The organism is Methylobacterium sp. WL9, assembly GCF_008040035.1.
Classification (GTDB): Bacteria; Pseudomonadota; Alphaproteobacteria; order Rhizobiales; family Beijerinckiaceae; genus Methylobacterium; species Methylobacterium thuringiense.
Genome location: NZ_VRVE01000002.1, coordinates 21,120 through 46,634, shown reverse-complemented (window position 1 = coordinate 46,634; position 25,515 = coordinate 21,120). Strand labels below are relative to the sequence as shown.

Here is a 25,515-nt window from a genome sequence, read left to right as displayed (position 1 = left end):
CGTCCGCCGATGACGGTCGAACCCCCAGCGAACGGGGACGAGGCGGGGCGTCTCGCGGCTCTGCACAGCTACGACATTCTCGACACGCCGCCCGAGCCCGAGTTCGACGACATCGCGCAGATGGCCGCTCAGGCCTGCGGCACGGCGATGGCGCATATCAACTTCATCGACGCCGACCGCCAGTGGATCAAGGCCGCCGTCGGCCACGAGGCCCGCGAGATGACGCTGCATCTCGGCTTCTGCACGGACACGCTGGAGAAGGCCGATCTCCTGATCGTCCCGGATCTCTCGGAGAATCCCGAACTGGCGGACAATCCGCTCGTCAGCGGCCCGCCGCATCTGCGCTTCTATGCCGGCGTTCCCCTGAAGAGTTCCGAAGGCTGGGTCATCGGCACGCTCTGCGTGCTCGACCGGGTGCCGCACGAACTCAGCGAGCAGCAGATCTTCATCCTGCGGGCGCTGGCCCGCACAGTGATGACCCAACTCGAGATGCGCCGCACCGACCAGGCCCTGCGCCGCAGCGAAACCCGCCTGCGGCTCGCCCTCGCCGCCGCCGGCCAGGGCGACTGGGAACTCGACCTGTGGACGCTCGATCTGCAGGCTTCGGAGACCTGCCGGGCGCATTTCGGACGCACGCATGACGAGCGCTTCACCTACGAGGATTTGAAGGCGGGCGTTCACCCGGACGATCGCGAGCGGATGCAGGCCGCGGTGGCGGAGGCGATCGCTGGGCGGACCGACTACGACATCGAGTACCGCTGCATCCGGCCGGATGGCGGCGAGTGCTGGCTGCACATGCATGGCCGGCCGAGCTACGCGGAGGACGGCAGCCCGCGCGTCATGGTCGGCATTTCGACCGACGTCACGGCACGGCGCGAGACCGAGGCGGCCCTGCGTGCCAGCGAGGCCCGTCTCGCCGCCAGCGAGGCGCGCCAGGCCTTCCTGCTCAAGCTCACCGACACGATCCGGGCGCTGACCGATCCGCATGCGATCATGTCGGCGTCGGTCGAGGCGTTGGGCCGCCACCTCAAGGTCCCCCGCACCGGCTATGGGCGCATACAGCCTGACGGGCACACCATCGTGCGCGAGGTCGGCTTCACCGACGGTGTCCAGCCGACGACTGGTCCCCAGGACATCGAAGCCTTCGGCGGCGAGTTGCTGGGCAAGCTGCGCGCCGGCAAGACCATCGTCGTGACCGACGTCGCGTCCGGTACGACGGCCGACCCTTCGGTCTGGCAAGCCGTCGGCGTCCGCGCCTTCGTCGGGGTGCCGCTGGTGCGCGACGGGCGCCTGATCGCGACGCTCTACGCGACCGAGAACGAGCCGCGTGGCTGGACCTGGGACGACGTCACGCTGGTCGAAGACGTCGCCGCGCGCACCTGGGACGCGGTCGAGCGGGCCGGCGCCGAGGCCTCGAAGCGCGAGGGCGCGACGCGCCACCGCCAGATCCTCGATAGCGCCATCGACTACGCCATCATCGCCACGGACCGCGACGGCCGGGTCACCGAGTGGAACGAGGGCGCCCGGCGCATCCTCGGCTGGGACGAGGCCGAGATGCTCGACCAGACCGCCGAACGCTTCTTCACGCCGGAGGACCGCGCCAAGGGGCAGATCGAGGCCGAGATGCGCCTGGCGGCGGAGACCGGCATCGGCAACGACGAGCGCTGGCACTTGCGCAAGGGCGGCGAGCGCTTCTGGGCGAGTGGCGAGATGACGCCGTTGCGCGACGAGGCCGGTGCACCGATCGGCTTCGTGAAGGTGCTGCGCGACCGGACCAGTGACCAGCTCGCCCGCGAGGCACTCGACGAGGTCGTGCAGCGCCAGGAGATCGCCCTCGATACCGGCCGGGTCGGCTTCTTCGATTGGGACGTCGACAGGAACGTCGTCCAGGGGGACGAGCGCTACGCGGGCTTCTTCGAGATGCCGGCGAAGACGCTCGCCGACGGCGTGCCCCTCGATACGCTGCTCGGCAAGGTTCAAGCGGAGGACAGGCAGGCCGTCTCGGATCACATCACGGCAGCGCTGGAATCCCTGAGCGACTACGCCGTCGAGTTCCGGGTGAAGCCGGCCGCCAGCGAGCGCTGGCTCGTCGCGCGCGGCCGCTGCTACGCGAGCGCGGACGGGCGGCCGCTGCGCTACGCCGGCACCGTGATCGACGTCACCCACCAGAAGACGACGCAATCGCGCCTGCACGAGAGCGAGGAGCGCTACCGCTCCCTGTTCGACTCCATCGATGCCGGCTTCTGCATCATCGACATGATCTTCGACGCGGACGGCCGACCGGTCGATTACCGCTTCGTCGAGGTCAACCCGGCCTTCGAACGCCAGACCGGCCTGACGGCTGCCGTCGGACGGACGATGCGCGATTTCGCGCCGGACATGGAGCAGCACTGGTTCGACACCTACGGGCAGGTCGCGCTCACGGGTGAATCGAAGCGCTTCGAGAACGCGGCGGAGGCGCTCGACGGCCGCTGGTACGATGTCTACGCCTTCCGCAGCGGCGAGCCGTCGGCCTGCCGGGTCGCAGTCCTGTTCAACGACGTCTCACCGCGCCGCCACCTGGAACTGCAGTTGCGGCGGCTCAACGAGACGCTCGAAGCGCAGGTGGCCGAGCGTACGGCCGAACGCGACCGCGTCTGGCGCAACGCCCGCGACCTGCTCGCGATCATCGATCGGACGGGGGTCTTCCGCGCCGTGAACCCGGCCTGGGAGACCACGCTCGGCTTTCGCTCGGACGAGATCCTGGGACGCAACTTCCTCGATTTCCTCGCGCCCGAGGACATTGAGCGCAGCCGGCGCGCGCACGAGGTCGCCACGCACGAAAGCCTGTCCAACTTCGAGAACCGCTACCGGCATTTCGACGGCAGCTATCGCACCATCGCCTGGCAGACCTCGGTGGAGGGCGAGCTCGTCTACGCCTACGGCCGCGACGTCACCGTCGAGCGCGAGCGGCACGAGGAGCTGACCCACGCCCAGGAAGCCCTGCGCCAGTCGCAGAAGATGGAGGCGGTCGGCCAGCTCACCGGCGGCGTCGCGCACGACTTCAACAACCTCCTGACGATCATCCGCTCCTCGGTCGACTTCCTGCGCAGGCCCGACCTGCCGGATGACCGGCGCAAGCGCTACATGGACGCCGTGTCGGACACGGTGGAGCGGGCGGCCAAGCTCACCGGCCAGCTCCTCGCCTTCGCCCGCCGGCAGGCGCTGAAGCCCGAGGTATTCGACGTCGGCAGCCGGCTCGGAAGCGTCGCCGACATGCTCGACACCGTCACCGGCGCGCGTATCAGCGTCGTGGCGCACGTGCCGGACCATCCCTGCTTCATCCGGGCCGATATCAGCCAGTTCGAGACGGCGCTGGTGAACATGGCCGTCAACGCCCGCGACGCCATGGATGGCGAGGGTACGCTGACGCTCCGTCTCGTCTGCTCGACACCGATGCCGGCCTTGCGCGGCCATGCCGGCGCGCGCGGGCCCTTCGCCGCCGTCTCGCTTCACGATACCGGCTCGGGCATCGGCTCCGAGGCGCTGGCACATATCTTCGAGCCATTCTTCACGACGAAGGAAGTCGGGCGCGGCACCGGCCTCGGCCTCAGCCAGGTCTTCGGCTTCGCCAAGCAATCGGGCGGCGACGTCTCGGTGGAGAGCGAGCCCGGCACCGGGACCACCTTCACGCTCTACCTGCCCGAGATCGAGGCGCCGGAAGGCGGCGAGATCGTCCAGGCCCTCGAATCCGACCTCTCCTCCGACGGGACCGGGCGGCGCGTGCTCGTCGTCGAGGACAACATCGAGGTCGGCCGCTTCGCCACGCAGATCCTGCAGGATCTCGGCTACGCCACCGCTTGGTCGGCCAATGCCGAGGAGGCGCTCGACACGCTCGGCAGCGACGGCGCCGGTTTCGACGTGGTGTTCTCCGACGTGGTGATGCCGGGCATGGGCGGCGTGGCGCTGGCGGAAGAACTCCGCCGCCGCCTGCCCGACCTGCCGGTGGTGCTCGCCTCCGGCTACAGTCACGTCCTCGCCCAGGAGGGCGCGCACGGCTTCGAGCTTCTGCACAAGCCCTACTCGGCCGAACAGCTGTCGCGGGTTCTGCGACGGGTCAGCGCGCGGTGGCGGCGGCCGAGGGTGGAATAGCAAGCGTGGAGGCGCCATGAGAAGCCGGCCGAAGCTGATCGCGCGCCTCGGCGCCATTCCTCCCCCGTCGAACCCGGACGAGGCGGAGGCGCGCTTTGCGACGATCGCAGGCGCGTTGCCGGCATCGCTCCGGACCGGGCCGGCGCGCGACCTGCTGCTGACGCTGGCCGACCACTCGACCTTCCTCTGGGGCCTCGCCGCCCGCGATCCCGAAGGCCTCGCGCGGCTGTTCGACGAGGCGCCGGAAGCGACCGATGCCCGCATCGTCGCCGACCAGTGCGCGGCCGGGCGCGAGACCGACGACCTCGACGCGATCGGCGCCCGGCTCCGCATCAACCGGGCCGAACATGCGCTGCTGGTTGCGCTCGCCGATATCGGCGGCGTCTGGCCGGTGAAGACGGTGACGGAGGCGCTGTCGGACTTCGCCGACGCCTCGGTCTCGGCCGCGGCCGACGCGATGCTGCTGCAGGCGGCAGCGGCCGGCCGGTTCGTTCCAAAAGACCGGAAGAACCCGCAGGTTGAGTCCGGCCTCGTCGTACTGGGCCTCGGAAAGCTCGGCGGCCGGGAGCTGAACTATTCGAGCGACGTCGACCTGATCGTGCTCTTCGACGGCGCAGCCGCGCCGCTCAGGGAGGGCCTGGAGCCGACGCCGTTCTTTTCGAAGTTGGCGCAGGGCATGGCGAAGCTGCTGCAGGAGCGCACCGCCGAGGGCTACGTCCACCGCGTCGACTATCGCCTGCGGCCCGACCCCGGCTCGACTCCGACGGCGCTGAGCCTCGATTCCGCCTATCACTATTACGAGAGCACCGGGCAGAACTGGGAGCGTGCCGCCTTCATCAAGGCGCGGCCGATCGCCGGCGACGTCCCGGCAGGCGAGCGCTTCCTCAAGGACCTGACGCCCTTCGTCTGGCGCAAGTACTTCGATTTCGCGGCCATCGCCGACGTCCACGCCATGAAGCGGCAGATCCACGCCGTGCGCGGACACGAGGCGCTGGCCGTCGCCGGCCACGACATCAAGCTCGGGCGCGGCGGCATCCGCGAGATCGAGTTTTTCGTGCAGACGCAGCAGCTCGTCTTCGGCGGCCGGCGGCCGGACCTGCGCGGGCGCGGCACGATCCCGATGCTGTCGGCCCTGCAGGCGGACGGCTGGATCTCGGGGCAAGCCCGCGACGAACTCGGCGCGGCCTACGGCTTCCTGCGCACCATCGAGCACCGCCTCCAAATGGTCCGCGACGAGCAGACCCAGCGCCTTCCCACCGACGAAGCCGAGCTGGGACGGTTTTCGCGCTTCGCCGGATACGAGACCCGAAAGGAATTCGAGCAGGCGTTGCTGGGCCATGCCGGCCAGGTGCAAGCGCATTACGCCCTGCTGTTCGAGGCGGGGCCGGACCTGTCTTCCGAGATCGGCGACCTCGTGTTTTCGGGTTCCGAGGACGATCCCGCTACGCTGGAAACCCTGCGAAAACTCGGCTTCCGCGAGCCGGAGCGCGTGGCCGAGACGGTGCGTGGCTGGCATTTCGGGCGGCGCTCGGCCGTGCGCAGCGCCCGCGCCCGCGAGGTGCTGACCGAACTGGTTCCGGCGCTGCTCAAGGCGCTCGCCGGCACGCCGGACCCGGATGCGGCCCTCGACAACCTCGACCGCGCCTTCGCCCGGATGCCGGCCGCCGTCGAGCTCCTGACCATCCTGCGCGAACGCGAACGCCTGCGCACGCTCTTCGCCGACCTCGTCGGCAGCGCGCCGCGGCTGGCCGACATCGTCGCCTTCAGCCCGCATGTGCTCGACGCGGTGATCGACCCCGGCTTCGTCGAGCCGACGACGGACGCGGCCGAGATCGCCGCGCATTACCGTGGGCTCGTCGGCACGCCCGACAGCCATGAGATCTTTCTCGACCGCTCGCGCGACGCGGCCCGCCAGCTTCGCTTCGTCACCGGCGCGCGCCTGCTCTCGGGCATCCTGACGCCCGAGGGCGGCGGCCGGGCGTTTTCGGCGATCGCCGACGCGGCCGTTGCGAGTTCGCTCGACGAGGTCACCGGGCACTTCGTTACCGAGCACGGCACGGTTCCGGGCGGGCGCATGGCGGTGCTCGGGTTCGGCCGGCTCGGCTCGCATCAGCTCACGGCGGAGTCCGACCTCGATCTCGTGGTCCTCTACGACTTCGACGCGGAAAGCCGTGCGAGCACCGGCAAGCGCCCGCTCGACGCGGCGGTCTACTTCAACCGGCTGACGCAGCGCCTCGTCGCGGCGCTCACCGTCCCGACCCGGCGCGGCCATTTCTACGAGGTCGACCTGCGCCTGCGCCCCGGCGGCGGACAGGGCTCGGTCGCCACGCAGTTCCGCAGTTTTCGCGACTATCAGCGCGAGGAGGCCGAGCTCTGGGAACACATGGCGTTGAGCCGCGCCCGCGTCGTCGCCGGCGATACCAGCCTCGCCGAGGAGGCCAAAGCGGTGATCCGCGACGCCCTGATGCGGACGCGCGACCCAAAAACCGTGAACCGTGAGGTGCGGGCCATGCGCGCCCTCGTCGCCAAGGAGAAGGGCGACGACGGCCCCCTCGACCTCAAGCTCGCACCAGGCGGCCTGCTCGACCTCGACTTCCTGGCCCAGGCTCTGGTGCTCGGCCACGCCGCCAGGATGCGCGACCTGATCGGGCTCGACGCGCCGTCCGTGTTTCGGATCGCGGCGGAGCACGACCTGCTGCCGGCCGGCGACGCCGAAACCCTCGTCGCGGCCTACCGCCTCCTCGACGACGTCCACCACTGGCAGCGCCTGATGGTCGAGGGCGATCCCGCGAAGGCGACACCCGTGGCCCTTGCCCGCCTCGCCCGCGCCGTGAGCCTGCCGGATACGCGGGCGCTGGAGACGGAGTTGGATACCCGGCGCAAGGCGGTGCGGGGGTTGTTCGATCACCTGCTGAAGGTGAAGCACTGAGCATTGTGTAGCCCGGCACGTCCGGTGTAGCCGGAAGACGCTATCCAAGTGGTTGGGGTCGCCCTGTGCAGGCCCTCTTCCTCCTTGTGGGGAGGGAAACGCTGCTGAGCCGAACAGACCTAAGCGGACAGCATAAATCACTCCCCTCGAACGCCACGAGGCTCCATGACCTTCCGCTCCGGCAACCCGGCCGTCGACCGTTACATCGCCGAGGACTACGAGAGCGTGCGCGGCATGTCTTCGCGCTTCGCGGCGACGATCTGCGCGCATGTGATCCGCCGACAGGGTGACCTCGGGATCGCGGGTCATTTCGCCGAGATCGGCACCTTCGAGGGCCGGTTCTTCATCGCCATGGCCCTCGGACTGGCGCCCGGCGAGAAGGCGCTCGGCATCGACACCTTCGACTGGCCGGATGCCGGCATCATCGACCGGTTTCACGGCCACTGCGCCCGGCTCGGGCTCGCCGAGGACCGCGTCGTCGCGATCAAGGCCGCCGCCCGCGATCTCACCCGCGCGGACATCCACGGCGCGCTCGGTGGCCCGGTGCGGTTCTGGCACGTCGACGGCGATCACACCCCCAAAAGCCTGACCGCCGACCTCGACCTCGCCGTGCAGAGCCTGCATCCGAAAGGCATTCTCTGCCTCGACGACATGCTGCACCCGGGCTACCCCCTGCTGATCGTGGCGGTGCACGAGTGGCTCGCGCGCCATCCCGAGATGCGCATGCTCGCCGTGATCGACCGCGAAGACATCGTCGCGGCGGCCAAGGTGATGATCTGCCGGGCCGACGCCATCGACCTCTACGGCCAGGACCTCGTCGACGCCTTCCCGGCCCATCACTGGAAGCTAGGGTCCGACTGGGGCGATTATTTCGCGGTGGTGCTGACGCCGAACCCGCGGCTGGCCGTGGTGGAGTAAGGGGCTTTCCATCCCCGTCATTGCGAGCCGAAGGCGAAGCAATCCAGGGCCAATGGGCCGACGTCGCGGGTGCGGCCCTGGATTGCTTCGCTGCGCCCGCAATGACGGGCGAGTGCAGCAGCGGCCCCGGTGAACAGACACTGCTCAGCGCCGCTCTTTCGGATGCGTCCCCCGATATTTACCTCTATAAGCCCGCCCAACGCCGGCTGACGGTGCCGTTTCGGCATCTCGCAGGCGACGCTTTCGAAGTCCGCAGGTTCACGATGCTCGGTGCATTCGCCAAGAAGATTTTCGGCTCGGCCAACGACCGTCGGGTCAAGGGCTTCCGCCCCCGCGTGGCGCAGATCAACGCGCTGGAGCCCGAAATCTCGGCGCTTACGGACGAGCAGCTGCGCGAACGCACGCTCGCCCTGAAGGCCGAAGTCGCCGCCGGCAAGAGCCTCGACGACGTGCTGGTGCCGACCTTCGCCCTGGTGCGCGAGGCGGCCAAGCGCGTGCTCGGCCAGCGCCACTTCGACGTGCAGCTCATGGGCGGCATGGTGCTGCACGAGAGCGGCATCGCCGAGATGAAGACCGGCGAGGGCAAGACCCAGGTGGCAACGCTCGCGGTCGTGCTCAACGCGCTGTCGGGCAAGGGCGTCCACGTCGTCACCGTGAACGACTACCTCGCCTCGCGCGACGCCGAGTGGATGGGCCGGATCTACAACTTCCTGGGGCTGACCGTCGGCACCATCGTGCACGGGCTCGACGACGATCAGCGCAAGGAAAGCTACGCCTGCGACATCACCTACGGCACCAACAACGAGTTCGGCTTCGACTACCTGCGCGACAACATGAAGTACGAACTCTCGCAGATGGCGCAGCGGGGGCATAACTTCGCGATCGTCGACGAGGTCGACTCGATCCTGGTCGACGAGGCGCGCACGCCGCTGATCATCTCCGGCCCGGTCGACGACCGCTCCGAGCTCTACGTCGCCGTCGACGCGGTGATGCCGCAGTTGCTGCGCGAGCATTACGACCTCGACGAGAAGCAGCGCACCGTCTCACTCACCGAATCCGGCAACGAGTTCATGGAGGAGGTCCTGCGCGAGGCGGGCATCCTCAGGGAGGGCGACCTCTACGACGCGCACAACGTCACGATCGTCCACCACGTCACGCAGGCCCTGCGCGCCCACACCCTGTTCACCCTGGACAAGGACTACATCGTCAAGAACGACGAGGTGGTGATCATCGACGAGTTCACCGGCCGCATGATGCAGGGCCGGCGCTACTCGGAAGGCCTGCACCAGGCGCTCGAGGCCAAGGAGCGGGTGACGATCCAGCCCGAGAACCAGACCCTCGCCTCGATCACCTTCCAGAACTACTTCCGCCTCTACGACAAGCTCGCCGGCATGACCGGCACGGCGGCGACCGAGGCCGACGAGTTCGCCGAGATCTACAAGCTCGACGTGGTCGAGATCCCGACGAACAAGCCGGTCGAGCGCGTCGACGAGGACGATCAGGTCTATCGGACCGTCCAGGAGAAGTACGACGCGATCATCCAGGAGATCGACAAGGCGCATGAGCGCCACCAGCCGGTCCTCGTCGGCACCGGCTCGATCGAGAAGTCGGAGCTGATCGGCGAACTCCTGACGAAGCACGGCTACACCCTGCTCGACTACTCCGACCCGAACGCCCTCACCGACGTCTACAAGGCCGCCCGCGAGAACCGCGTCACCAAGCGCTTCGCCGTGCTGAACGCCCGCTTCCACGAGCAGGAGGCCTACATCGTCGCCGAGGCCGGCGTGCCCGGCGCCATCACCATCGCCACCAACATGGCCGGCCGCGGCACCGACATCAAACTTGGCGGCAACCTCGACATGCGCATCGAGAAGGAGCTCGCCGATCTGGCCGACGGCCCCGAGCGCGACGCCGCCGTCGAGGCGCTCAAGGCCGAGATCGCAGAAAACCGCGAGAAGGTGCTGAACTCGGGCGAGAAGGCCAACCCCGAGGCCGGCCTGAAGAAGGACCTGCCGGGCGGCCTCTACATCGTCGGCACCGAGCGCCACGAGAGCCGGCGCATCGACAACCAGCTCCGCGGCCGCTCCGGCCGCCAGGGCGATCCCGGCCGCTCGAAGTTCTTCCTGTCGCTGCAGGACGACCTGATGCGGATCTTCGGCTCCGACCGCATGGACGGCATGCTGACGCGGCTGGGCCTGGAGCAGGGCGAGGCGATCATCCACCCCTGGATCAACAAGGCCATCGAGAAAGCGCAGCAGAAGGTCGAGGCGCGCAACTTCGACATGCGCAAGAACGTGCTCAAGTACGACAACGTCATGAACGACCAGCGCAAGGTGGTGTTCGAGCAGCGTCGCGACCTGATGGGCCAGGACACGGTGCGCGAGACCGTCGACGACATGCGCGAGGGCGTGATCGACGACCTCGTCGCGGTCCACGTGCCCGAGAACGCCTATGCCGAGCAGTGGGACATTGCCGGCCTGAAGGAGCGCACCCAGGAGGTGCTCAACCTCGACCTGCCGGTGCAGGACTGGGCGGCCGAGGAGGGCATCGCCGACGAGGAGATGCGCGAGCGCCTGAAGAAGGCGGCCGAGGAGGCCTATGCCGCGCGCTCCGAGCAGAACACGCAGGAGGTGATGACCTATGTCGAGAAGCAGGTCGTCCTGCAGACCCTCGACCACCTCTGGCGCGAGCACCTCGTCACCCTCGACCACCTGCGCCAGGTGATTGGCTGGCGCGGCTTCGCCCAGCGCGACCCGCTCAACGAGTACAAGTCCGAGGCCTTCGACCTCTTCAACAGCCTCGTCGTCGCGCTGCGCGAGCAGGTCACCGGCCAGCTCTCGCGCATCGAGATCATGTATCAGGACCCGGAGGGCGCGGACGGCACCTCGGCGAGCTTCGAGCAGGCCGGCCTCGGCCAGCCGCAGCTGCCGCAGATGTTTGCCCAGCATCTCGACCCCGTCACCGGCGAGAACGAATTCGGCCGCGGCGGTTCGGGCAGCGATGGCGGCGGCGGGCCGGCCTACGGCTACGCCGCGCGCGAAGTCTCGGCCGACACGGCCGTGCTGGAACGCAACCCCGACGACAGCACCACTTGGGGCAAGGTCGGCCGCAACGAGCCCTGCCCCTGCGGCTCGGGCAAGAAGTTCAAGCATTGCCACGGGCGGTTCGAGACCGAGGCCTGAGGGCCGCATTGGCCATTTCGGGCTCGGCCCGAACCCGCCGGGGCCTCAGGCCCCGGGCACCGTGATCACCCCGGCTGCCCGGCCGGTACCAGGATCGGCGATGGGATCCGCGCCCGCACCTTGCGCACCTGCCGCACCGTCACCGGGCGGTAGAGCTGTTTCGTCGCGTCGATGACGTGCAGGCCGGCGAAGGGCAGCGACAGGCTGGTGCCGAGCCATTCCCAGGTGCCCGCCGTCTGCAGCATCAGCCGCGAGCGCACCGGCGGCATGTAGAGCGTCTCGGCCCAACCCTCCGGCGAAAAGAGCGTGTCGCGCATCAGCCGGCCGAGCTGCGAGCGGCTATAGGGCTGGCCATGACCGAAGGGGGTGGCGTCGCGCCGCGCCCAGACACCGGTGCGGTTGGGGACGACAAGGATCATCCGGCCGCCCGGCGTCAGCACCCGCCAGACATCGGCCAGGAGTTCGCTCGGGCTCTCGACGCCTTCCAGCGCGTGGACGAGGATGACGCGATCGACCGCGGCTTCGGGCAGCGGCATCATGGTCGGGTCGGCAAGCGCCGTGATCGAGCGGCCGGTGGCCGGCCAGTTCACGACACCCTGCGTCGCCGGCATGAAGGCCAGCGTACGCTCGGCGATGTAATGGACCGACCCGAAATAGGGCGTCACGTAGCCGAGGCCGAGGATGCGCAGGCCGGAGACCGAGCCCAGGAAGCCCTCGATCGCCCGCGCTACGAAGCGATGCGTGACGAGGCCGAGCGGGCTCGCGTAGAAGGCACGCAGGTCGTTGACGTCGAGACGCATCGGGACGGGTTCCGGCACGGCCGGTTTCCTCTGCCGGACAGCTTCAGGCATGAATGGGGGTTGCCCGCTACGTGGGCAAGCGCGGCGGGGCCCATGGCTCGGAACTGCGGTGGGCAATCGCCCGTTCTCCCGCGCAATCCGCATTCGCCGCAAGGACGCGAGGCTTCATGAGCGCTGACGGATCCGAGATCCGCACCTTTCTCTGCCGCAGCGACAACATCGGCGTCCTGATCCGCGATCCCGCAACGGGCGCGTGCGCCGCGATCGACGTGCCGGATGCCGAGCCGGTGCTTGCGGCCCTCGACGAGGCGGGATGGACGCTCACGGACATCCTCGTGACGCACCGTCACGGCGACCACGTCGCCGGCATTCCCGAGGTCAAGGCGCGCACCGGCGCGAAGGTCACGGCGCCCGCCAAGGCCGGCGATGCCGTGCCGGACGTCGACCGCACGGTGGCGGAGGGCGACCAGGTCCAGGTCGGACGTTTGGAAGCGGAGGTCTGGGAGACGCCGGGCCATTGCGCCGACCACGTCAGCTACATCTTCCACGATGCCGGAGTAGCGTTTTCCGGCGACACGCTGTTCACCCTCGGCTGCGGCCGGGTGATGGAGGCCCAGCCCGAGACGCTGTGGCGCTCGCTCGAACGCTTCCTCGCTCTGCCGGACGCGACCGAGGTCTATAGCGGTCACGATTACGTGCTCGCCAACGCTCGCTTCGCCCTGGCCGCGGACCCCGACAACGCCGCGCTTCGAGAGCGTATGGCGGAAGCCGAACGGCTCAAGGCACAGGGGCGGTTCATGATCCCCTCGACGATCGGAGCGGAGAAGGCGACGAATCCGTTCCTGCGCGCCGCCGAGCCGCCGCTCGCCCGCTCGGTGAAGCTCGAACCGGGAACGGACCCGGCCACAGTGTTCACCGCGCTCCGCGCCTGGAAGAATTCCTTCTGAGAAATACCGTTCGAGGCGTATGGCCCAGCCCATCGCTTCACGCGTGCTCGCGTGACAAGCGGCGGGATGCGTGAAGCCGTCTCGACCGGAGCGCATGCCCTCCCCATCCACCACGAACCCCAAGAGTGACGCGTGATCTTTCCTGCAACCACGGCCTTCTTCGCCGGCCTGTTCGGCCTCCTCTATGTCGGCCTCAGCAGCTGGGTCGTCGGCGGGCGCGTCTCGAACGACGTCCTTTTCGGCGGCGGCGGCGACTCGCTGCAGAGACGCATTCGTGCACACGGCAATTTTTCGGAGTTCGTCCCGCTCGCGCTTCTGCTGGTCGCCTTCCTCGAAGCCGGCGGCACGAAGCACTGGATCGTCCAGGCCCTGCTTGTGGTTTTGCTGATCGGCCGGATCCTGCATCCGTTCGGCTTGTTCGCGCCCAAGAACTCCCCGCAGCAATTCGCTTGCCGCGGCGGCGGTATCCTCACCACGCTCATCGTGCTGCTGATTTCCTCGATCCTGCTGCTGGTCTGATACCGGCGGCCGTAAGCGGCGCCTTCTCTGGCAGGCGGCCTCGTGCAATCGCGACTGCACGCGGCGGAGGCGTCGACCGAGAGGGCCGCTGGTTTGGCTGTCGCGACACGCTTTCGCTTGCCAAGGGCCCACTCAGCAGGGAGGTTCACCGCAGCAGGAGCGGAGCCTCCAGCGGAGTGACATGCAGCCGGCCGCGAGCATCGAGACCAGCGCCGATCCGCGCGACGACCTCGACCACGTCGGGGTCCCGCCGACATTGCGCCTGCCACCGCGGTCGCCGCGTCTCAGCGGACCGGCGGCGAGGGCACGGCCGACACCCGTCTCGACCGATGCGCGGCTGCTGGCCATCGCCTCCGACCATCTCGCCCGGCTCGGGCCCAAGGGCGTCACCGTCGTGGCCGTCGCGGCGGAAGCCGGGATGACCCACGCCAACGTCTACCGCTACTTCCCCTCGAAGGACGCTCTGCTCGATGCCGTCGCCGGGCGCTGGCTGCGCGATGTCGAGACCCGGCTCGCCGGCATCGCCGACGCGCCCGATCCGGCCGACGACAAGATCGAACGCCTGCTCACCGCGCTCAGCCTCGCCCAGCGCGCGGCGCTCGCCGACGAGCCCAACGTCTTCGCGGTCCATCTCGACGCCAGCGTGGCCTCGCGTCCCATCGCCCGCCGCCATCGCGGCCGCCTGCGTGCCCTGGTGGAGCGGGTGGTCGAGGAGGGTATCGGCACCGGGACCTTCGTCGCCCGGGACCGCGAACGCGCCATCGCCTGCATCTTCGATGCGAGTTATCGCTTCACCCACCCGCTGGCGATCCAGCAGGATGCCGAGGTCCCCCGCGACCTGCTGGAGGCGCGACTCGGTGCGGTGATCCAGGCGATCCAGCGCATGCTGCGCTCGGGCATGTTCTGAGGCCGCCAAAAGGTTAAGTGACAGATTGCACGTTCTGTCACCGAGGCCATTCCGCTGCGGCGCCGTCTCTGCACCGCACCTAAAACGCTCATATCATTGAATTTTCAGGAGGATTTGCCGGCGGTGGATCAGGATCCCGATGCTCGCGAACACCGCCTGCATTCCACGCCTTCGGGTTGAAGCAGCATGGCTTTTCCTCCAAACCAACGCCCGCAACAGGACCGGCCTGTCAGTCGCGACGATCCGGGAGGATTTCGATCCCCCGCGGCAGCCTGACGAGCCGTCGCAGGCATTCGGAGGCTCTTCGTTCATGGCACGCAGCAAGATCGCGCTCATCGGCGCCGGACAGATCGGCGGAACGCTCGCGCATCTCGCCGGCCTCAAGGAACTCGGCGACGTGGTGCTGTTCGACATCGTCGACGGCGTCCCCCAGGGCAAGGCCCTCGACATCGCCGAGTCGGCCCCGGTCGACGGCTTCGATGCCAAGTATTCCGGCGCGAGCGACTATTCCGCGATTGCCGGCGCCGACGTGGTGATCGTCACCGCCGGCGTGCCGCGCAAGCCCGGCATGAGCCGCGACGACCTGATCGGCATCAACCTGAAGGTGATGGAAGCGGTCGGCACCGGCATCAAGCAGCATGCTCCCGACGCCTTCGTGATCTGCATCACCAACCCGCTCGATGCGATGGTCTGGGCGCTGCAGAAGTTCTCCGGCCTCCCGACCAACAAGGTCGTCGGCATGGCCGGCGTGCTCGATTCCGCCCGCTTCCGCCACTTCCTGGCGGAGGAATTCAAGGTCTCGGTGGAGGACGTCACCGCCTTCGTGCTCGGTGGCCACGGCGACGACATGGTGCCGCTGACCCGCTACTCGACGGTGGCCGGCGTGCCGCTGACCGATCTGGTCAAGCTCGGCTGGACCACCCAGGAAAAACTCGACGCCATGGTCGAGCGCACCCGCAAAGGCGGCGGCGAGATCGTCAACCTGCTCAAGACCGGCTCGGCCTTCTACGCGCCCGCCGCCTCCGCCATCGCCATGGCCGAGAGCTACCTGCGCGACAAGAAGCGCGTCCTGCCCTGCGCCGCCTACCTCAAGGGCGAGTACGGCATCGACGGCATGTATGTCGGCGTGCCGGTGGTGATCGGCGAGAACGGCGTCGAGCGCGTGCTCGAAGTGACGTTCGATGATGCCGAGAAGGCGATGTTCGAGAAGTCGGTCGGTGCCGTGAAGACGCTGATCGCGGCTTGCAAGGACGTGAACCCGGCTCTCGCCTGAGCGGCCAAGCGAGTGGGGAATGGCGAATGGAAGGTGATTCCCTTCTTCGCCGCAGCCTCGACGCACCCCACTTGCCTTTCCCTATTCGCCATTCGCCCGCGGAGCGCACATGAACATCCACGAATATCAGGCCAAGGCCGTCCTCAAGGAGTTCGGCCTGCCGGTTTCCCGGGGCGTCCCGATCTTCAAGCCTGAGGAAGCAGAAGCGGCCGCCAAGGAACTCGGCGGCCCGGTCTGGGTCGTGAAGTCGCAGATCCATGCGGGCGGACGCGGCAAGGGCACCTTCAAGGGCGCGCCCGAGGGTGCCAAGGGCGGCGTGCGCGTTACCAAGTCGATCGACGAAGTGAAGCAATATGCCGGCGAGATGCTCGGACAGACGCTGGTCACGATCCAGACCGGCCCGGCCGGCAAGCAGGTCAACCGGCTCTACATCGAGGAAGGCGCGCAGATCGCCGCCGAGTTCTACCTGTCGATGCTGGTCGATCGCGAGACCGGACAGGTCGCCTTCGTCGTCTCGACGGAAGGCGGTATGGACATCGAGACGGTGGCCCACGACACGCCGGAAAAAATCGTGACCTTCTCGGTCGATCCGGCCACCGGCATCATGCCCCATCACGGCCGCGCGGTCGCCAAGGCGCTGGGCCTCACCGGCCCGCAGGCCAAGGAAGCCGCCGAACTCACCAGCAAGCTCTACGCGGCCTTCACGGCCAAGGACATGAGCATGCTGGAGATCAACCCGCTGGTGCTCACCGGCGACGGCCATCTCAAGTGCCTCGACGCCAAGATCTCCTTCGATTCGAACGCCCTCTACCGTCATCCCGACGTCGTCGCGCTGCGCGACGAGACCGAGGAGGACGCCAAGGAGATCGAAGCCTCCAAATACGACCTCGCCTACATCGCGCTCGACGGCACCATCGGCTGCATGGTCAACGGCGCCGGCCTCGCCATGGCGACGCTGGACATCATCAAGCTCTACGGCGAGGAGCCCGCGAATTTCCTCGACGTCGGCGGCGGTGCCTCGGAAGAAAAGGTCACCGCGGCCTTCAAGATCATCACCGCCGACCCGCAGGTGAAGGGCATCCTCGTCAACATCTTCGGCGGGATCATGAAATGCGACGTCATCGCCCGCGGCGTGATCGCGGCGGTGAAGGCGGTGGGCCTCGAAGTGCCGCTGGTGGTGCGCCTCGAGGGCACCAACGTCGAGCAGGGCAAGGACATCATCCGCAATTCGGGACTTAACGTGATCCCGGCGGACGACCTCGACGACGCCGCCCAGAAAATTGTTGCCGCCGTGAAGAAGGGCTGAGCGAGACCAATGTCCATCCTCATCGATGCGAACACCAAAGTCATCTGCCAGGGCTTCACCGGCAAGAACGGCACCTTCCATTCCGAGCAGGCCATTGCCTACGGGACGAAGATGGTCGGCGGCACCTCGCCGGGTAAGGGCGGGGCGACCCATCTCGGGCTGCCGGTCTTCGACACGGTCGCCGAGGCCCGCGAGGCCACCGGCGCGGAAGCCTCCGTCGTCTACGTGCCGCCGCCCGGCGCTGCCGACGCGATCTGCGAGGCGATTTCGGCCGAGATCCCGCTGATCGTCTGCATCACGGAGGGCATCCCGGTGCTCGACATGGTGCGGGTGAAGCGCGCTCTCGAAGGCTCGAAGTCGCGCCTCATCGGGCCGAACTGCCCGGGCGTCGTCACGGCCGGCGAGTGCAAGATCGGCATCATGCCGGCCAACATCTTCAAGCCGGGCTCGGTCGGCATCGTCTCGCGCTCCGGCACGCTGACCTACGAGGCGGTGTTCCAGACCACCACCGCCGGTCTCGGCCAGACGACGGCCGTCGGCATCGGCGGCGATCCGGTAAAGGGCACCGAGTTCATCTCCATGCTCGAACTGTTCCTCGCCGACGACAGGACCGAGTCGATCGTGATGATCGGCGAGATCGGCGGATCGGCCGAGGAAGAAGCCGCGCAGTTCCTGGCCGACGAGGCCAAGCGCGGCCGCAAGAAGCCGATGGTCGGCTTCATCGCCGGCCGTACCGCGCCTCCGGGCCGCCGCATGGGCCATGCCGGAGCGATCATCTCCGGGGGCAAAGGCGGCGCCGAGGACAAGATCGCGGCGATGGAGCGGGCCGGCATCCGGGTCTCGCCCTCCCCGGCGCGACTCGGATCGACCCTCGTCGAGGTCCTTAAGGGCTGAAGCCTGGCCTGCGCGCCTGTGTTGCAGCGCACGCAGTACCGCAAGGCCCATGTAGGAGACCGGGGATGAGGGCATCCCCGGTTCGAGAGAGAGGCGGTCGCACCGGCGGCCGAGTTTGAGGACACCAAGCGATGGCACGCCAGGACGCGAACGACGCCTTCCTCGAAACCTCGTTTCTGTACGGCGGCAACGCCGCCTACATCGAGGAACTCCAGGCGGCCTACGCCCGCGATCCGAACTCGGTCGATCCCGAGTGGCAGCGCTTCTTCAAGGACCTCGGCGAAGACGACGGCCTCGTCCAGAAGAACGCGGCCGGCGCCTCATGGGAGAAGCCGCACTGGCCGATCGCCCAGAACGGCGAGATCGTCTCGGCGCTGGACGGCGACTGGAGCAGCCTCGAAAAGGCCGTCGGCGACAAGATCCAGGCCCGCGCCGGCAAGCCCGCGGACGCCCCTGCCAAGGGCGCCGAGATCGTCGCCAAGACCGGCGTCTCGGTGGAGCAGGCCACCAAGGATTCCGTGCGCGCGATCATGCTGATCCGCGCCTACCGCATGCGCGGACACCTCCACGCCAAGCTCGACCCGCTGGGTCTCTCGAAGCGCGGCGACCACGAGGAGCTGCATCCGCAGCATTACGGGTTCCAGGAAGCCGACCAGGACCGGCCGATCTTCCTCGACAACGTGCTCGGCATGGAATTTTCGACGATCCGCGAGATCGTGAAGATCCTGGAGCGCACCTACTGCCAGACGCTCGGCGTCGAGTTCATGCACATCTCCGATCCGGAGGAGAAAGCCTGGATCCAGGAGCGCATCGAGGGCAAGGACAAGGAGATCTCCTTCACCCCCGAGGGCCGGCGCGCGATCCTCAACAAGCTGATCGAGGCCGAGGGCTTCGAGAAGTTCCTCGATACGAAGTACACCGGCACCAAGCGCTTCGGACTCGACGGCGGCGAGTCCATCGTTCCGGCATTGGAGCAGATCATCAAGCGCGGCGGCGCGCTCGGGGTCGAGGAGATCGTGCTCGGCATGGCCCATCGCGGCCGGCTGAACATCCTCACCAACGTGATGGCGAAGCCCTTCCGGGCGGTGTTCAACGAGTTCAAGGGCGGCTCGGCCAACCCGGCCGAGGTCGAGGGCTCGGGCGACGTGAAGTACCATCTCGGCGCCTCGTCCGATCGCGCCTTCGACGACAATCACGTCCACCTGTCGCTGACCGCCAACCCGTCCCACCTCGAGATCGTCGATCCGGTGGTGCTCGGTAAGGTGCGCGCCAAGCAGGACCAGCTTGCCAAGCCGAATGTCGAGCGCCGCAAGGTGCTGCCGCTGCTGATCCACGGCGATGCGGCCTTCGCCGGCCAGGGCGTGGTCGCCGAGTGCCTCGGCCTGTCGGGCCTGAAGGGTCACCGCACCGGCGGCTCGATCCACTTCATCATCAACAACCAGATCGGCTTCACCACCGATCCGCGCTACTCGCGCTCCTCGCCCTATCCATCCGACGTGGCGAAGATGGTGGAGGCCCCGATCTTCCACTGCAACGGCGACGACCCGGAAGCCGTGACCTTCGCCGCCAAGGTCGCGACCGAGTACCGCCAGAAGTTCGGCAAGCCCGTCGTCATCGACATGCAGTGCTACCGGCGCTTCGGCCACAACGAGGGCGACGAGCCGGCCTTCACGCAGCCGAAGATGTACCAGCTCATCCGCAAGCACCCGACGGTGCTGGAAACCTACGGCAGGAAGCTCGTGGAGCGGAGCGACCTCACGCAGGAGCAACTCGACGCCCGCAAGGCCGAGTTCCGGGCCATCCTCGACAACGAGCTCGACGTCGCCGGCAGCTACAAGGCCAACAAGGCGGACTGGCTCGACGGACGGTGGTCCGGCTTCAAGTCGGTCCGCGAAGACGTCGACGACCCGCGCCGCGGCCAGACCGGCGTGCCGGAGGCGACGTTGCGCGAGATCGCGCAGAAGATCACCACGCCACCGCCGGGCTTCCACCTCCACCGCACGATCCAGCGCTTCTTCGACAACCGCGCCAAGGCGGTCGACACTGGCCAGGGCATCGATTGGGCCACCGCCGAGGCCCTCGCCCTCGGCTCGATCCTCATCGAGGGAAACCGCATCCGGTTCTCGGGACAGGATGTCGAGCGCGGCACCTTCTCGCAGCGCCACGCCGTGGTGATCGACCAGGAGAACGAGCAGCGCTATACGCCGCTGAACTCCGTGAAGGAGGGCCAGGCCCGCATCGAGGTGATCAACTCGATGTTGTCCGAGGAGGCGGTGCTCGGCTTCGAATACGGCTACTCGGCTGCCGAGCCGAACGCGCTGGTGCTGTGGGAGGCGCAGTTCGGCGACTTCGCCAACGGCGCGCAGGTCGTCATCGACCAGTTCATCTCGAGCGGCGAGCGCAAGTGGCTGCGCATGTCCGGCCTCGTGATGCTGCTGCCGCACGGCTACGAGGGCCAGGGACCGGAGCATTCCTCCGCCCGGCTGGAGCGCTACCTGCAGATGTGCGCCGAGGACAACATGCAGGTCGCCAACTGCACGACGCCCTCGAACTACTTCCACATCCTGCGCCGCCAGCTGAAGCGCGACTTCCGCAAGCCGCTGATCCTGATGACGCCGAAGTCGCTGCTGCGCCACAAGCGCGCCGTCTCGCGCCTTGCCGACATCGCCGACGACTCGACCTTCCACCGCGTGCTCTGGGACGATGCCGAGCACGAGGATAATGGGATCAAGCTCGTCAAGGACGACAAGATCCGCCGCGTCGTGCTGTGCTCGGGCAAGGTCTATTACGACCTGTTCGATGAGCGCGAGAAGCGCGGCGTCAACGACGTCTACTTGATGCGCGTCGAGCAGCTCTATCCGTTCCCGCTCAAGGCGGTCGCCAACGAGATGAGCCGCTTCCGCAACGCGGAGGTGATCTGGTGCCAGGAGGAGCCCAAGAACATGGGCGCCTGGGCCTTCGTCGACGACTATCTCGAATGGGTGCTCGGCCAGGCCGGCTCGTCGGTGAAGCGCGCCCGCTATGTCGGCCGGCCGGCCTCGGCCTCCACCGCCGTCGGCCTGATGTCGAAGCACGTCGCCCAGCTCCAGGCCTTCCTCAACGAGGCCCTGACGGTCTGAGCATGGCCTACTTCCTGCTCAGGCTCTCGCCGCCGCGTCCGAGCTTCCCGTTCGACGCGACGGAGGCGGAGAAGACGCTGTTCGCGGAGCATTCCGGCTACTGGCTCGACAAGGCGAAGACGGGCGAGGCCGTCGCGGTCGGCCCGGTCTTCGATGCCGCGGGTACCTGGGGCCTCGCCCTCGTCGAGGCCGAAGACGAAACCGAAGCCAAACAACTCGGCGATGCGGATCCCGTCATCCGGGCGAATGCCGGCTTCGCCTATACGCTCGCGTCGATCCCATCCCTGATCCTGCGGCAGCCCTGATGCCTGCCCGCACCCTGAATTCCAGAGGAGGTCCCCGCCTAGGGGGCGATTGATCCATGGCCACCGACATTCTCGTCCCGACCCTCGGCGAATCCGTGACCGAGGCCACGATCGGCCGCTGGTTCAAGCAGCCCGGCGACACCGTCGCCGCCGACGAGCCTCTGGTGGAGCTCGAGACCGACAAGGTCACGCTCGAGATCAACGCTCCGGCCGCCGGCGAACTCGGCGAGATCCTGGTCAAGGACGGCGAGACCGTGGAGCCCGGCGCGCTGCTCGGCTCGATCGTCGAGGCCGGCAAGGGCGGCGGCGCGAAGAAGCCGGCGGCTGCCAAGGGCGCCGAGAAGTCCGAGCAGAAGGCCGAGAGCCGCAGCGAGGCGCCGGCGAAGTCAGGGGCGGACAAGGAAGGGACCGAGGCGTCGCCGCCCCAGGAATCCTCCGCCTCCTACGGCAGCCACGGCGACGCCGCGCCGCAATCGCGTCCGAACGACGAGAACGGCCCGGCCGTCGGCAAGATCGCTCGCGAGACGGGCATCGACCCCGCGACGCTGAACGGCAGCGGCAAGGACGGCCGCGTCACCAAGGGCGATATGCTCGCCGCCAAGGACGGAAAGGGCGCGCCGGCCGCGAAGTCCGAGGCGCCGGCTCAGGAGGCCAAGCCCCCGGCCCCGCCGCGCCCGGCCTCCGCACCGGACGATGCCGCACGCGAAGAGCGCGTGAAGATGACGAAGCTCCGGCAGACCATCGCCCGGCGCCTCAAGAGCGCGCAGGACAATGCCGCGATGCTCACCACGTTCAACGACGTGGACATGGGCGCCGTGATGGCGATGCGCACCCAGTACAAGGACATGTTCGAGAAGAAGCACGGCACCAAGCTCGGCTTCATGGGCTTCTTCACCAAGGCGGTGATCGGCGCCCTCAAGGACGTGCCGGCGGTCAACGCCGAGATCGACGGGCAGGACCTCGTCTACAAGAACTACTACCATATCGGAATCGCCGTCGGGACCGATAAGGGCCTCGTCGTTCCGGTGGTGCGCAACGCCGACGACCTCTCCATCGCCGGCATCGAGAAGACGATCTCGGGTTTCGGCAAGAAGGCCCGCGACGGCAAGCTCTCGATCGACGAGATGCAGGGCGGCACCTTCACCATCACCAACGGCGGCATCTACGGCTCGCTGATGTCCACTCCGATCCTCAACGCACCCCAGTCCGGCATCCTCGGCATGCACCGGATCGAAGAACGGCCGGTGGTCCGGGCCGGAAAGATCGAGGCGCGGCCGATGATGTATCTGGCGCTGTCCTACGACCACCGCATCGTGGACGGGAAGGAGGCCGTAACCTTCCTGGTGCGGGTGAAGGAGGCGCTGGAGGACCCGGCGCGGCTCGTGCTGGATTTGTAATCGGACTGGATTGCAGCCCGCATTCTTCCCAATCGAACACGTCTTTCGATGGTGGCGGCACCTGCCATCGCACTCTTGAGCCGAGAACTGAATGTCCTACGATCTCGTCGTCATCGGCACCGGCCCCGGCGGCTACGTCTGTGCGATCCGCGCGGCGCAGCTCGGTCTCAAGACGGCCGTCGTCGAGAAGCGGGCGACGCATGGCGGCACATGCCTCAACGTCGGCTGCATCCCGTCGAAGGCGCTGCTGCACGCCTCCGAGGCCTTCGAGGAGGCGACCAAGCACTTTCCGGATCTCGGCATCCAGGTCGGGACGCCAAAGCTCGATCTCGCGAAGATGCAGGCGTTCAAGCAGAGCGGCGTCGACGGCAACACCAAGGGCGTCGAATTCCTGCTGAAGAAGAACAAGGTCGACGCCTATCACGGCATCGGGCGCATCGCCGGCGCCGGCCGCGTCGAGGTGATCTCCGAGGACGGGGGCAACCAGATGCTGGAGGCCCGCAACATCGTCATCGCCACGGGCTCGGACGTGACCCGACTCCCCGGCGTCGAGATCGACGAAAAGGTCGTCGTCTCATCCACCGGCGCGCTCGAGCTGGCCAAGGTGCCGAAGAAGCTCGTGGTGATCGGCGCCGGCGTGATCGGCCTCGAACTCGGCTCGGTCTGGCGGCGTCTCGGCGCCGAGGTCGTAGTGATCGAGTATCTCGACCGCGTGCTGCCAGGCATGGACGGCGAGGTCGGCAAGCAGTTCCAGAAGATCCTGGCCAAGCAGGGCATCGCATTCAAGCTGTCCTCGAAGGTGACGGGCGTGGAGGCGGCCAAGGGCGGCGCGACCGTCACCGTCGAGCCAGCGGCCGGCGGCGAACCCGAGAAGATCAAGGCCGACGTGGTGCTCGTGGCGATCGGGCGTGTGCCCTACACCCAGGGCCTCGGCCTCGAAGAGGCCGGCGTCCAGATGGACGACAAGGGCCGCGTCCAGACCGACAGCCACTACGCCACCAACGTCACCGGCATCTACGCCATCGGCGACGTGATCGCTGGGCCGATGCTCGCCCACAAGGCCGAGGACGAGGGCGTGGCGCTGGCCGAGATCCTGGCCGGCCAGTCCGGCCACGTAAATTACGGCGTGATCCCGAACGTGGTCTACACCTTCCCCGAGGTCGCCTCGGTCGGCCGCACCGAGGAGGAGTTGAAGAAGGACGGGGTCGCCTACAACACCGGCAAATTCCCGTTCACCGCCAACGGCCGCGCCAAGGCCAACGGCACCACGGACGGTTTCGTGAAGATCCTGGCCGATGCCGAGACCGACAAGGTGCTCGGCGTCCACATCGTCGGCGCGGATGCGGGCAACCTCATCGCCGAGGTCGCGGTGGCCATGGAATTCTCGGCCTCGGCCGAGGACATCGCCCGCACCTGCCACGCCCATCCGACGCTGACCGAGGCGGTGAAGGAAGCGGCGCTCGCGGTGGGCAAGCGCGCGATTCATATCTGAGCGCGGGTCAACAAACGCACCGCCGTCATCGCGAGCGCAGCGAAGCGATCAAGGCTATACCTACGCCGTCGGGAAGTGGCCCTGGATTGCTTCGGCTTCGCCTCGCAATGACAGTTTCAGGTCTCGACGAGACCGCTGCTCGATCCGGAGGCCTCGGAATGTCCGCCGCCATGCGGAAGTCCGAGGTATTCGTTCGACCGCATCTCGATCAGCCGCGAAACGGTACGCTCGAACTCGAAGGCCTCGCGGCCTTCCGTGCCGGTGTAGAGGTCCGGCGCCTCCGCCGCGGCCGAGGCGATCAGCTTCACGTGGGCGTCGTAGAGCGTGTCGACCAGCGTGATGAAGCGCTTGGCCTCATTCCGGGTCTCGGGACTCATCACCGGAATGTCCGAGACGACCAGCGTGTGGAACGTGTTGGCCAGCGCCATGTAGTCGGAGGCCCCGAGCGGCCGCGCGCAGAGATCCTCGAACGAGAACCGTGCCACGCCGCCCGCCTCTTCCGGCACCGGGACCTCGCGCCCCTTCACGCGTACGGAGCCGGGCTTGCCCTTGGCCTTGCCGGTGAGCGCCTTGAAGGCCTCGTCGAGCGCCGCGTTCGCGCTCCCCTCCCCGGTCAGGTGGTAGACCGAGCTGCCGCCGAGTTTCTCCAGCCGGAAATCCGTGCGGGAATCGAGGCGCAGCACGGCGACGCGCTCCTGCAATTCGGCGATGAAGGGCAGGAACAGCGCGCGGTTGAGACCGCCCTCGTAGAGCCGGTCGGGCTCCACGTTGGAGGTGGCGACCACCGTGACGCCGCGCTTGAACAGGGCCGCGAACAGCCGGCCGAGCAGCATCGCGTCGGCGATGTCGGTGACGGTGAATTCGTCGAAGCAGAGCAGCGTGGCTTCCGCCGCCAGCGCGTCGGCCACCGGCGGGATCGGGTCGTCGCCCTTGGCCTGACCCGCCTTGACCGCCTGCCGGTGGGCATGGATGCGCTCGTGCGCGTCGGCCATGAAGCCGTGGAAATGGATACGCCGCTTCGGTGCCGGGGCGGCCTCGTGGAACAGGTCCATCAGCATGGTCTTGCCGCGGCCGACCGAGCCCGAGATGTAGAGCCCCTTCACCGGCCCGGCATCGTCGTCCTTGCGGCCGAACAGCCAGCCGAGCGCGCTGCCCTTGCTGGCGCGCTTGCGCCGCCCGAGATCGACCGCCAGCCGGTCGAGGGCTTTCACCAGCTTGATCTGGGCCGGATCGCTCTCGATCGCGCCGGATCGTGTCAGGGCCTCGTAGCGGTCGAAGACCGGACCCGGGGAGACGGCGCCGGCTCGGGCCTGCTCCGAGGGAGACGCCATCGGGCTCACAGTCTGACTCACGACGAAACGCCCCTGCCCCGCGCGGCGCGATCCCATCCCGCCAC

The 25,515-nt window shown here is 68.0% G+C and carries 16 protein-coding genes; 14 read left to right on the top strand and 2 right to left on the bottom strand.

The window, feature by feature from the left end; all coding sequences use genetic code 11:
• Positions 1 to 9: 9 nt before the first annotated feature.
• The 4 genes from FV217_RS01250 to secA all read left to right on the top strand — a co-directional run bounded on the left by FV217_RS01250 (position 10) and on the right by secA (position 11,160).
• Positions 10 to 4,131, top strand: a complete 4,122-nt coding sequence (locus tag FV217_RS01250) for a PAS domain S-box protein (RefSeq protein WP_187272386.1) — start codon at positions 10 to 12, stop codon at positions 4,129 to 4,131.
• 16 nt (positions 4,132 to 4,147) lie between these two features.
• Positions 4,148 to 7,060 carry a bifunctional [glutamine synthetase] adenylyltransferase/[glutamine synthetase]-adenylyl-L-tyrosine phosphorylase gene (locus FV217_RS01245; protein ID WP_147813500.1) on the top strand — a complete coding sequence of 971 codons (2,913 nt, stop codon included), beginning with the start codon at positions 4,148 to 4,150 and terminating at the stop codon, positions 7,058 to 7,060.
• A gap of 165 nt (positions 7,061 to 7,225) precedes the next feature.
• On the top strand, positions 7,226 to 7,978 hold the full coding sequence (locus tag FV217_RS01240) for a class I SAM-dependent methyltransferase (RefSeq protein ID WP_147813498.1): 753 nt from the start codon (positions 7,226 to 7,228) through the stop codon (positions 7,976 to 7,978).
• Between the two features lie 263 nt (positions 7,979 to 8,241).
• Positions 8,242 to 11,160 (top strand): preprotein translocase subunit SecA, encoded by a 2,919-nt coding sequence (gene secA, locus FV217_RS01235; protein WP_147813496.1) that lies wholly within the window; start codon positions 8,242 to 8,244, stop codon positions 11,158 to 11,160.
• Between the two features lie 65 nt (positions 11,161 to 11,225).
• Here secA and FV217_RS01230 read toward each other — a convergent pair whose 3' ends face one another.
• Positions 11,226 to 11,960, bottom strand: a complete 735-nt coding sequence (locus FV217_RS01230) for a methyltransferase domain-containing protein (protein WP_147813713.1) — start codon at positions 11,958 to 11,960, stop codon at positions 11,226 to 11,228.
• Positions 11,961 to 12,127: 167 nt separating this feature from the next.
• Between FV217_RS01230 and gloB the strand changes: the two genes are divergently transcribed.
• The 10 genes from gloB (at position 12,128) to lpdA (ending at position 24,119) form a co-directional block, all read left to right on the top strand.
• Positions 12,128 to 12,907: a hydroxyacylglutathione hydrolase gene (gene gloB / locus FV217_RS01225; protein ID WP_147813494.1), complete on the top strand. Its 780-nt coding sequence runs from the start codon at positions 12,128 to 12,130 to the stop codon at positions 12,905 to 12,907.
• Positions 12,908 to 13,039: 132 nt separating this feature from the next.
• Positions 13,040 to 13,426 carry an MAPEG family protein gene (locus FV217_RS01220; RefSeq protein WP_147813492.1) on the top strand — a complete coding sequence of 129 codons (387 nt, stop codon included), beginning with the start codon at positions 13,040 to 13,042 and terminating at the stop codon, positions 13,424 to 13,426.
• Between the two features lie 256 nt (positions 13,427 to 13,682).
• The gene (locus FV217_RS01215) at positions 13,683 to 14,333 is read left to right on the top strand and encodes a TetR family transcriptional regulator (protein WP_306424624.1); all 651 of its coding nucleotides are present in this window, start codon (positions 13,683 to 13,685) and stop codon (positions 14,331 to 14,333) included.
• Between the two features lie 310 nt (positions 14,334 to 14,643).
• Positions 14,644 to 15,606: a malate dehydrogenase gene (gene mdh, locus FV217_RS01210; RefSeq protein ID WP_147813488.1), complete on the top strand. Its 963-nt coding sequence runs from the start codon at positions 14,644 to 14,646 to the stop codon at positions 15,604 to 15,606.
• Positions 15,607 to 15,715: 109 nt separating this feature from the next.
• A complete protein-coding gene (sucC, locus tag FV217_RS01205) occupies positions 15,716 to 16,912 on the top strand; it encodes an ADP-forming succinate--CoA ligase subunit beta (protein WP_147813486.1) in 1,197 nt (398 codons plus the stop codon).
• 9 nt (positions 16,913 to 16,921) lie between these two features.
• Positions 16,922 to 17,806 carry a succinate--CoA ligase subunit alpha gene (gene sucD, locus FV217_RS01200; protein WP_147813484.1) on the top strand — a complete coding sequence of 295 codons (885 nt, stop codon included), beginning with the start codon at positions 16,922 to 16,924 and terminating at the stop codon, positions 17,804 to 17,806.
• A 131-nt stretch (positions 17,807 to 17,937) separates the two neighbouring features.
• Positions 17,938 to 20,925, top strand: a complete 2,988-nt coding sequence (locus tag FV217_RS01195) for a 2-oxoglutarate dehydrogenase E1 component (protein ID WP_147813482.1) — start codon at positions 17,938 to 17,940, stop codon at positions 20,923 to 20,925.
• A 2-nt stretch (positions 20,926 to 20,927) separates the two neighbouring features.
• Positions 20,928 to 21,230 carry a YciI family protein gene (locus FV217_RS01190; protein WP_147813480.1) on the top strand — a complete coding sequence of 101 codons (303 nt, stop codon included), beginning with the start codon at positions 20,928 to 20,930 and terminating at the stop codon, positions 21,228 to 21,230.
• A gap of 56 nt (positions 21,231 to 21,286) precedes the next feature.
• On the top strand, positions 21,287 to 22,627 hold the full coding sequence (gene odhB / locus FV217_RS01185) for a 2-oxoglutarate dehydrogenase complex dihydrolipoyllysine-residue succinyltransferase (protein WP_147813478.1): 1,341 nt from the start codon (positions 21,287 to 21,289) through the stop codon (positions 22,625 to 22,627).
• Positions 22,628 to 22,718: 91 nt separating this feature from the next.
• The gene (lpdA, locus tag FV217_RS01180) at positions 22,719 to 24,119 is read left to right on the top strand and encodes a dihydrolipoyl dehydrogenase (RefSeq protein WP_147813476.1); all 1,401 of its coding nucleotides are present in this window, start codon (positions 22,719 to 22,721) and stop codon (positions 24,117 to 24,119) included.
• A gap of 116 nt (positions 24,120 to 24,235) precedes the next feature.
• Here lpdA and zapE read toward each other — a convergent pair whose 3' ends face one another.
• Complete coding sequence (zapE, locus tag FV217_RS01175; protein WP_147813474.1) at positions 24,236 to 25,450, bottom strand: cell division protein ZapE; 1,215 nt, start codon at positions 25,448 to 25,450, stop codon at positions 24,236 to 24,238.
• Positions 25,451 to 25,515: the final 65 nt, after the last annotated feature.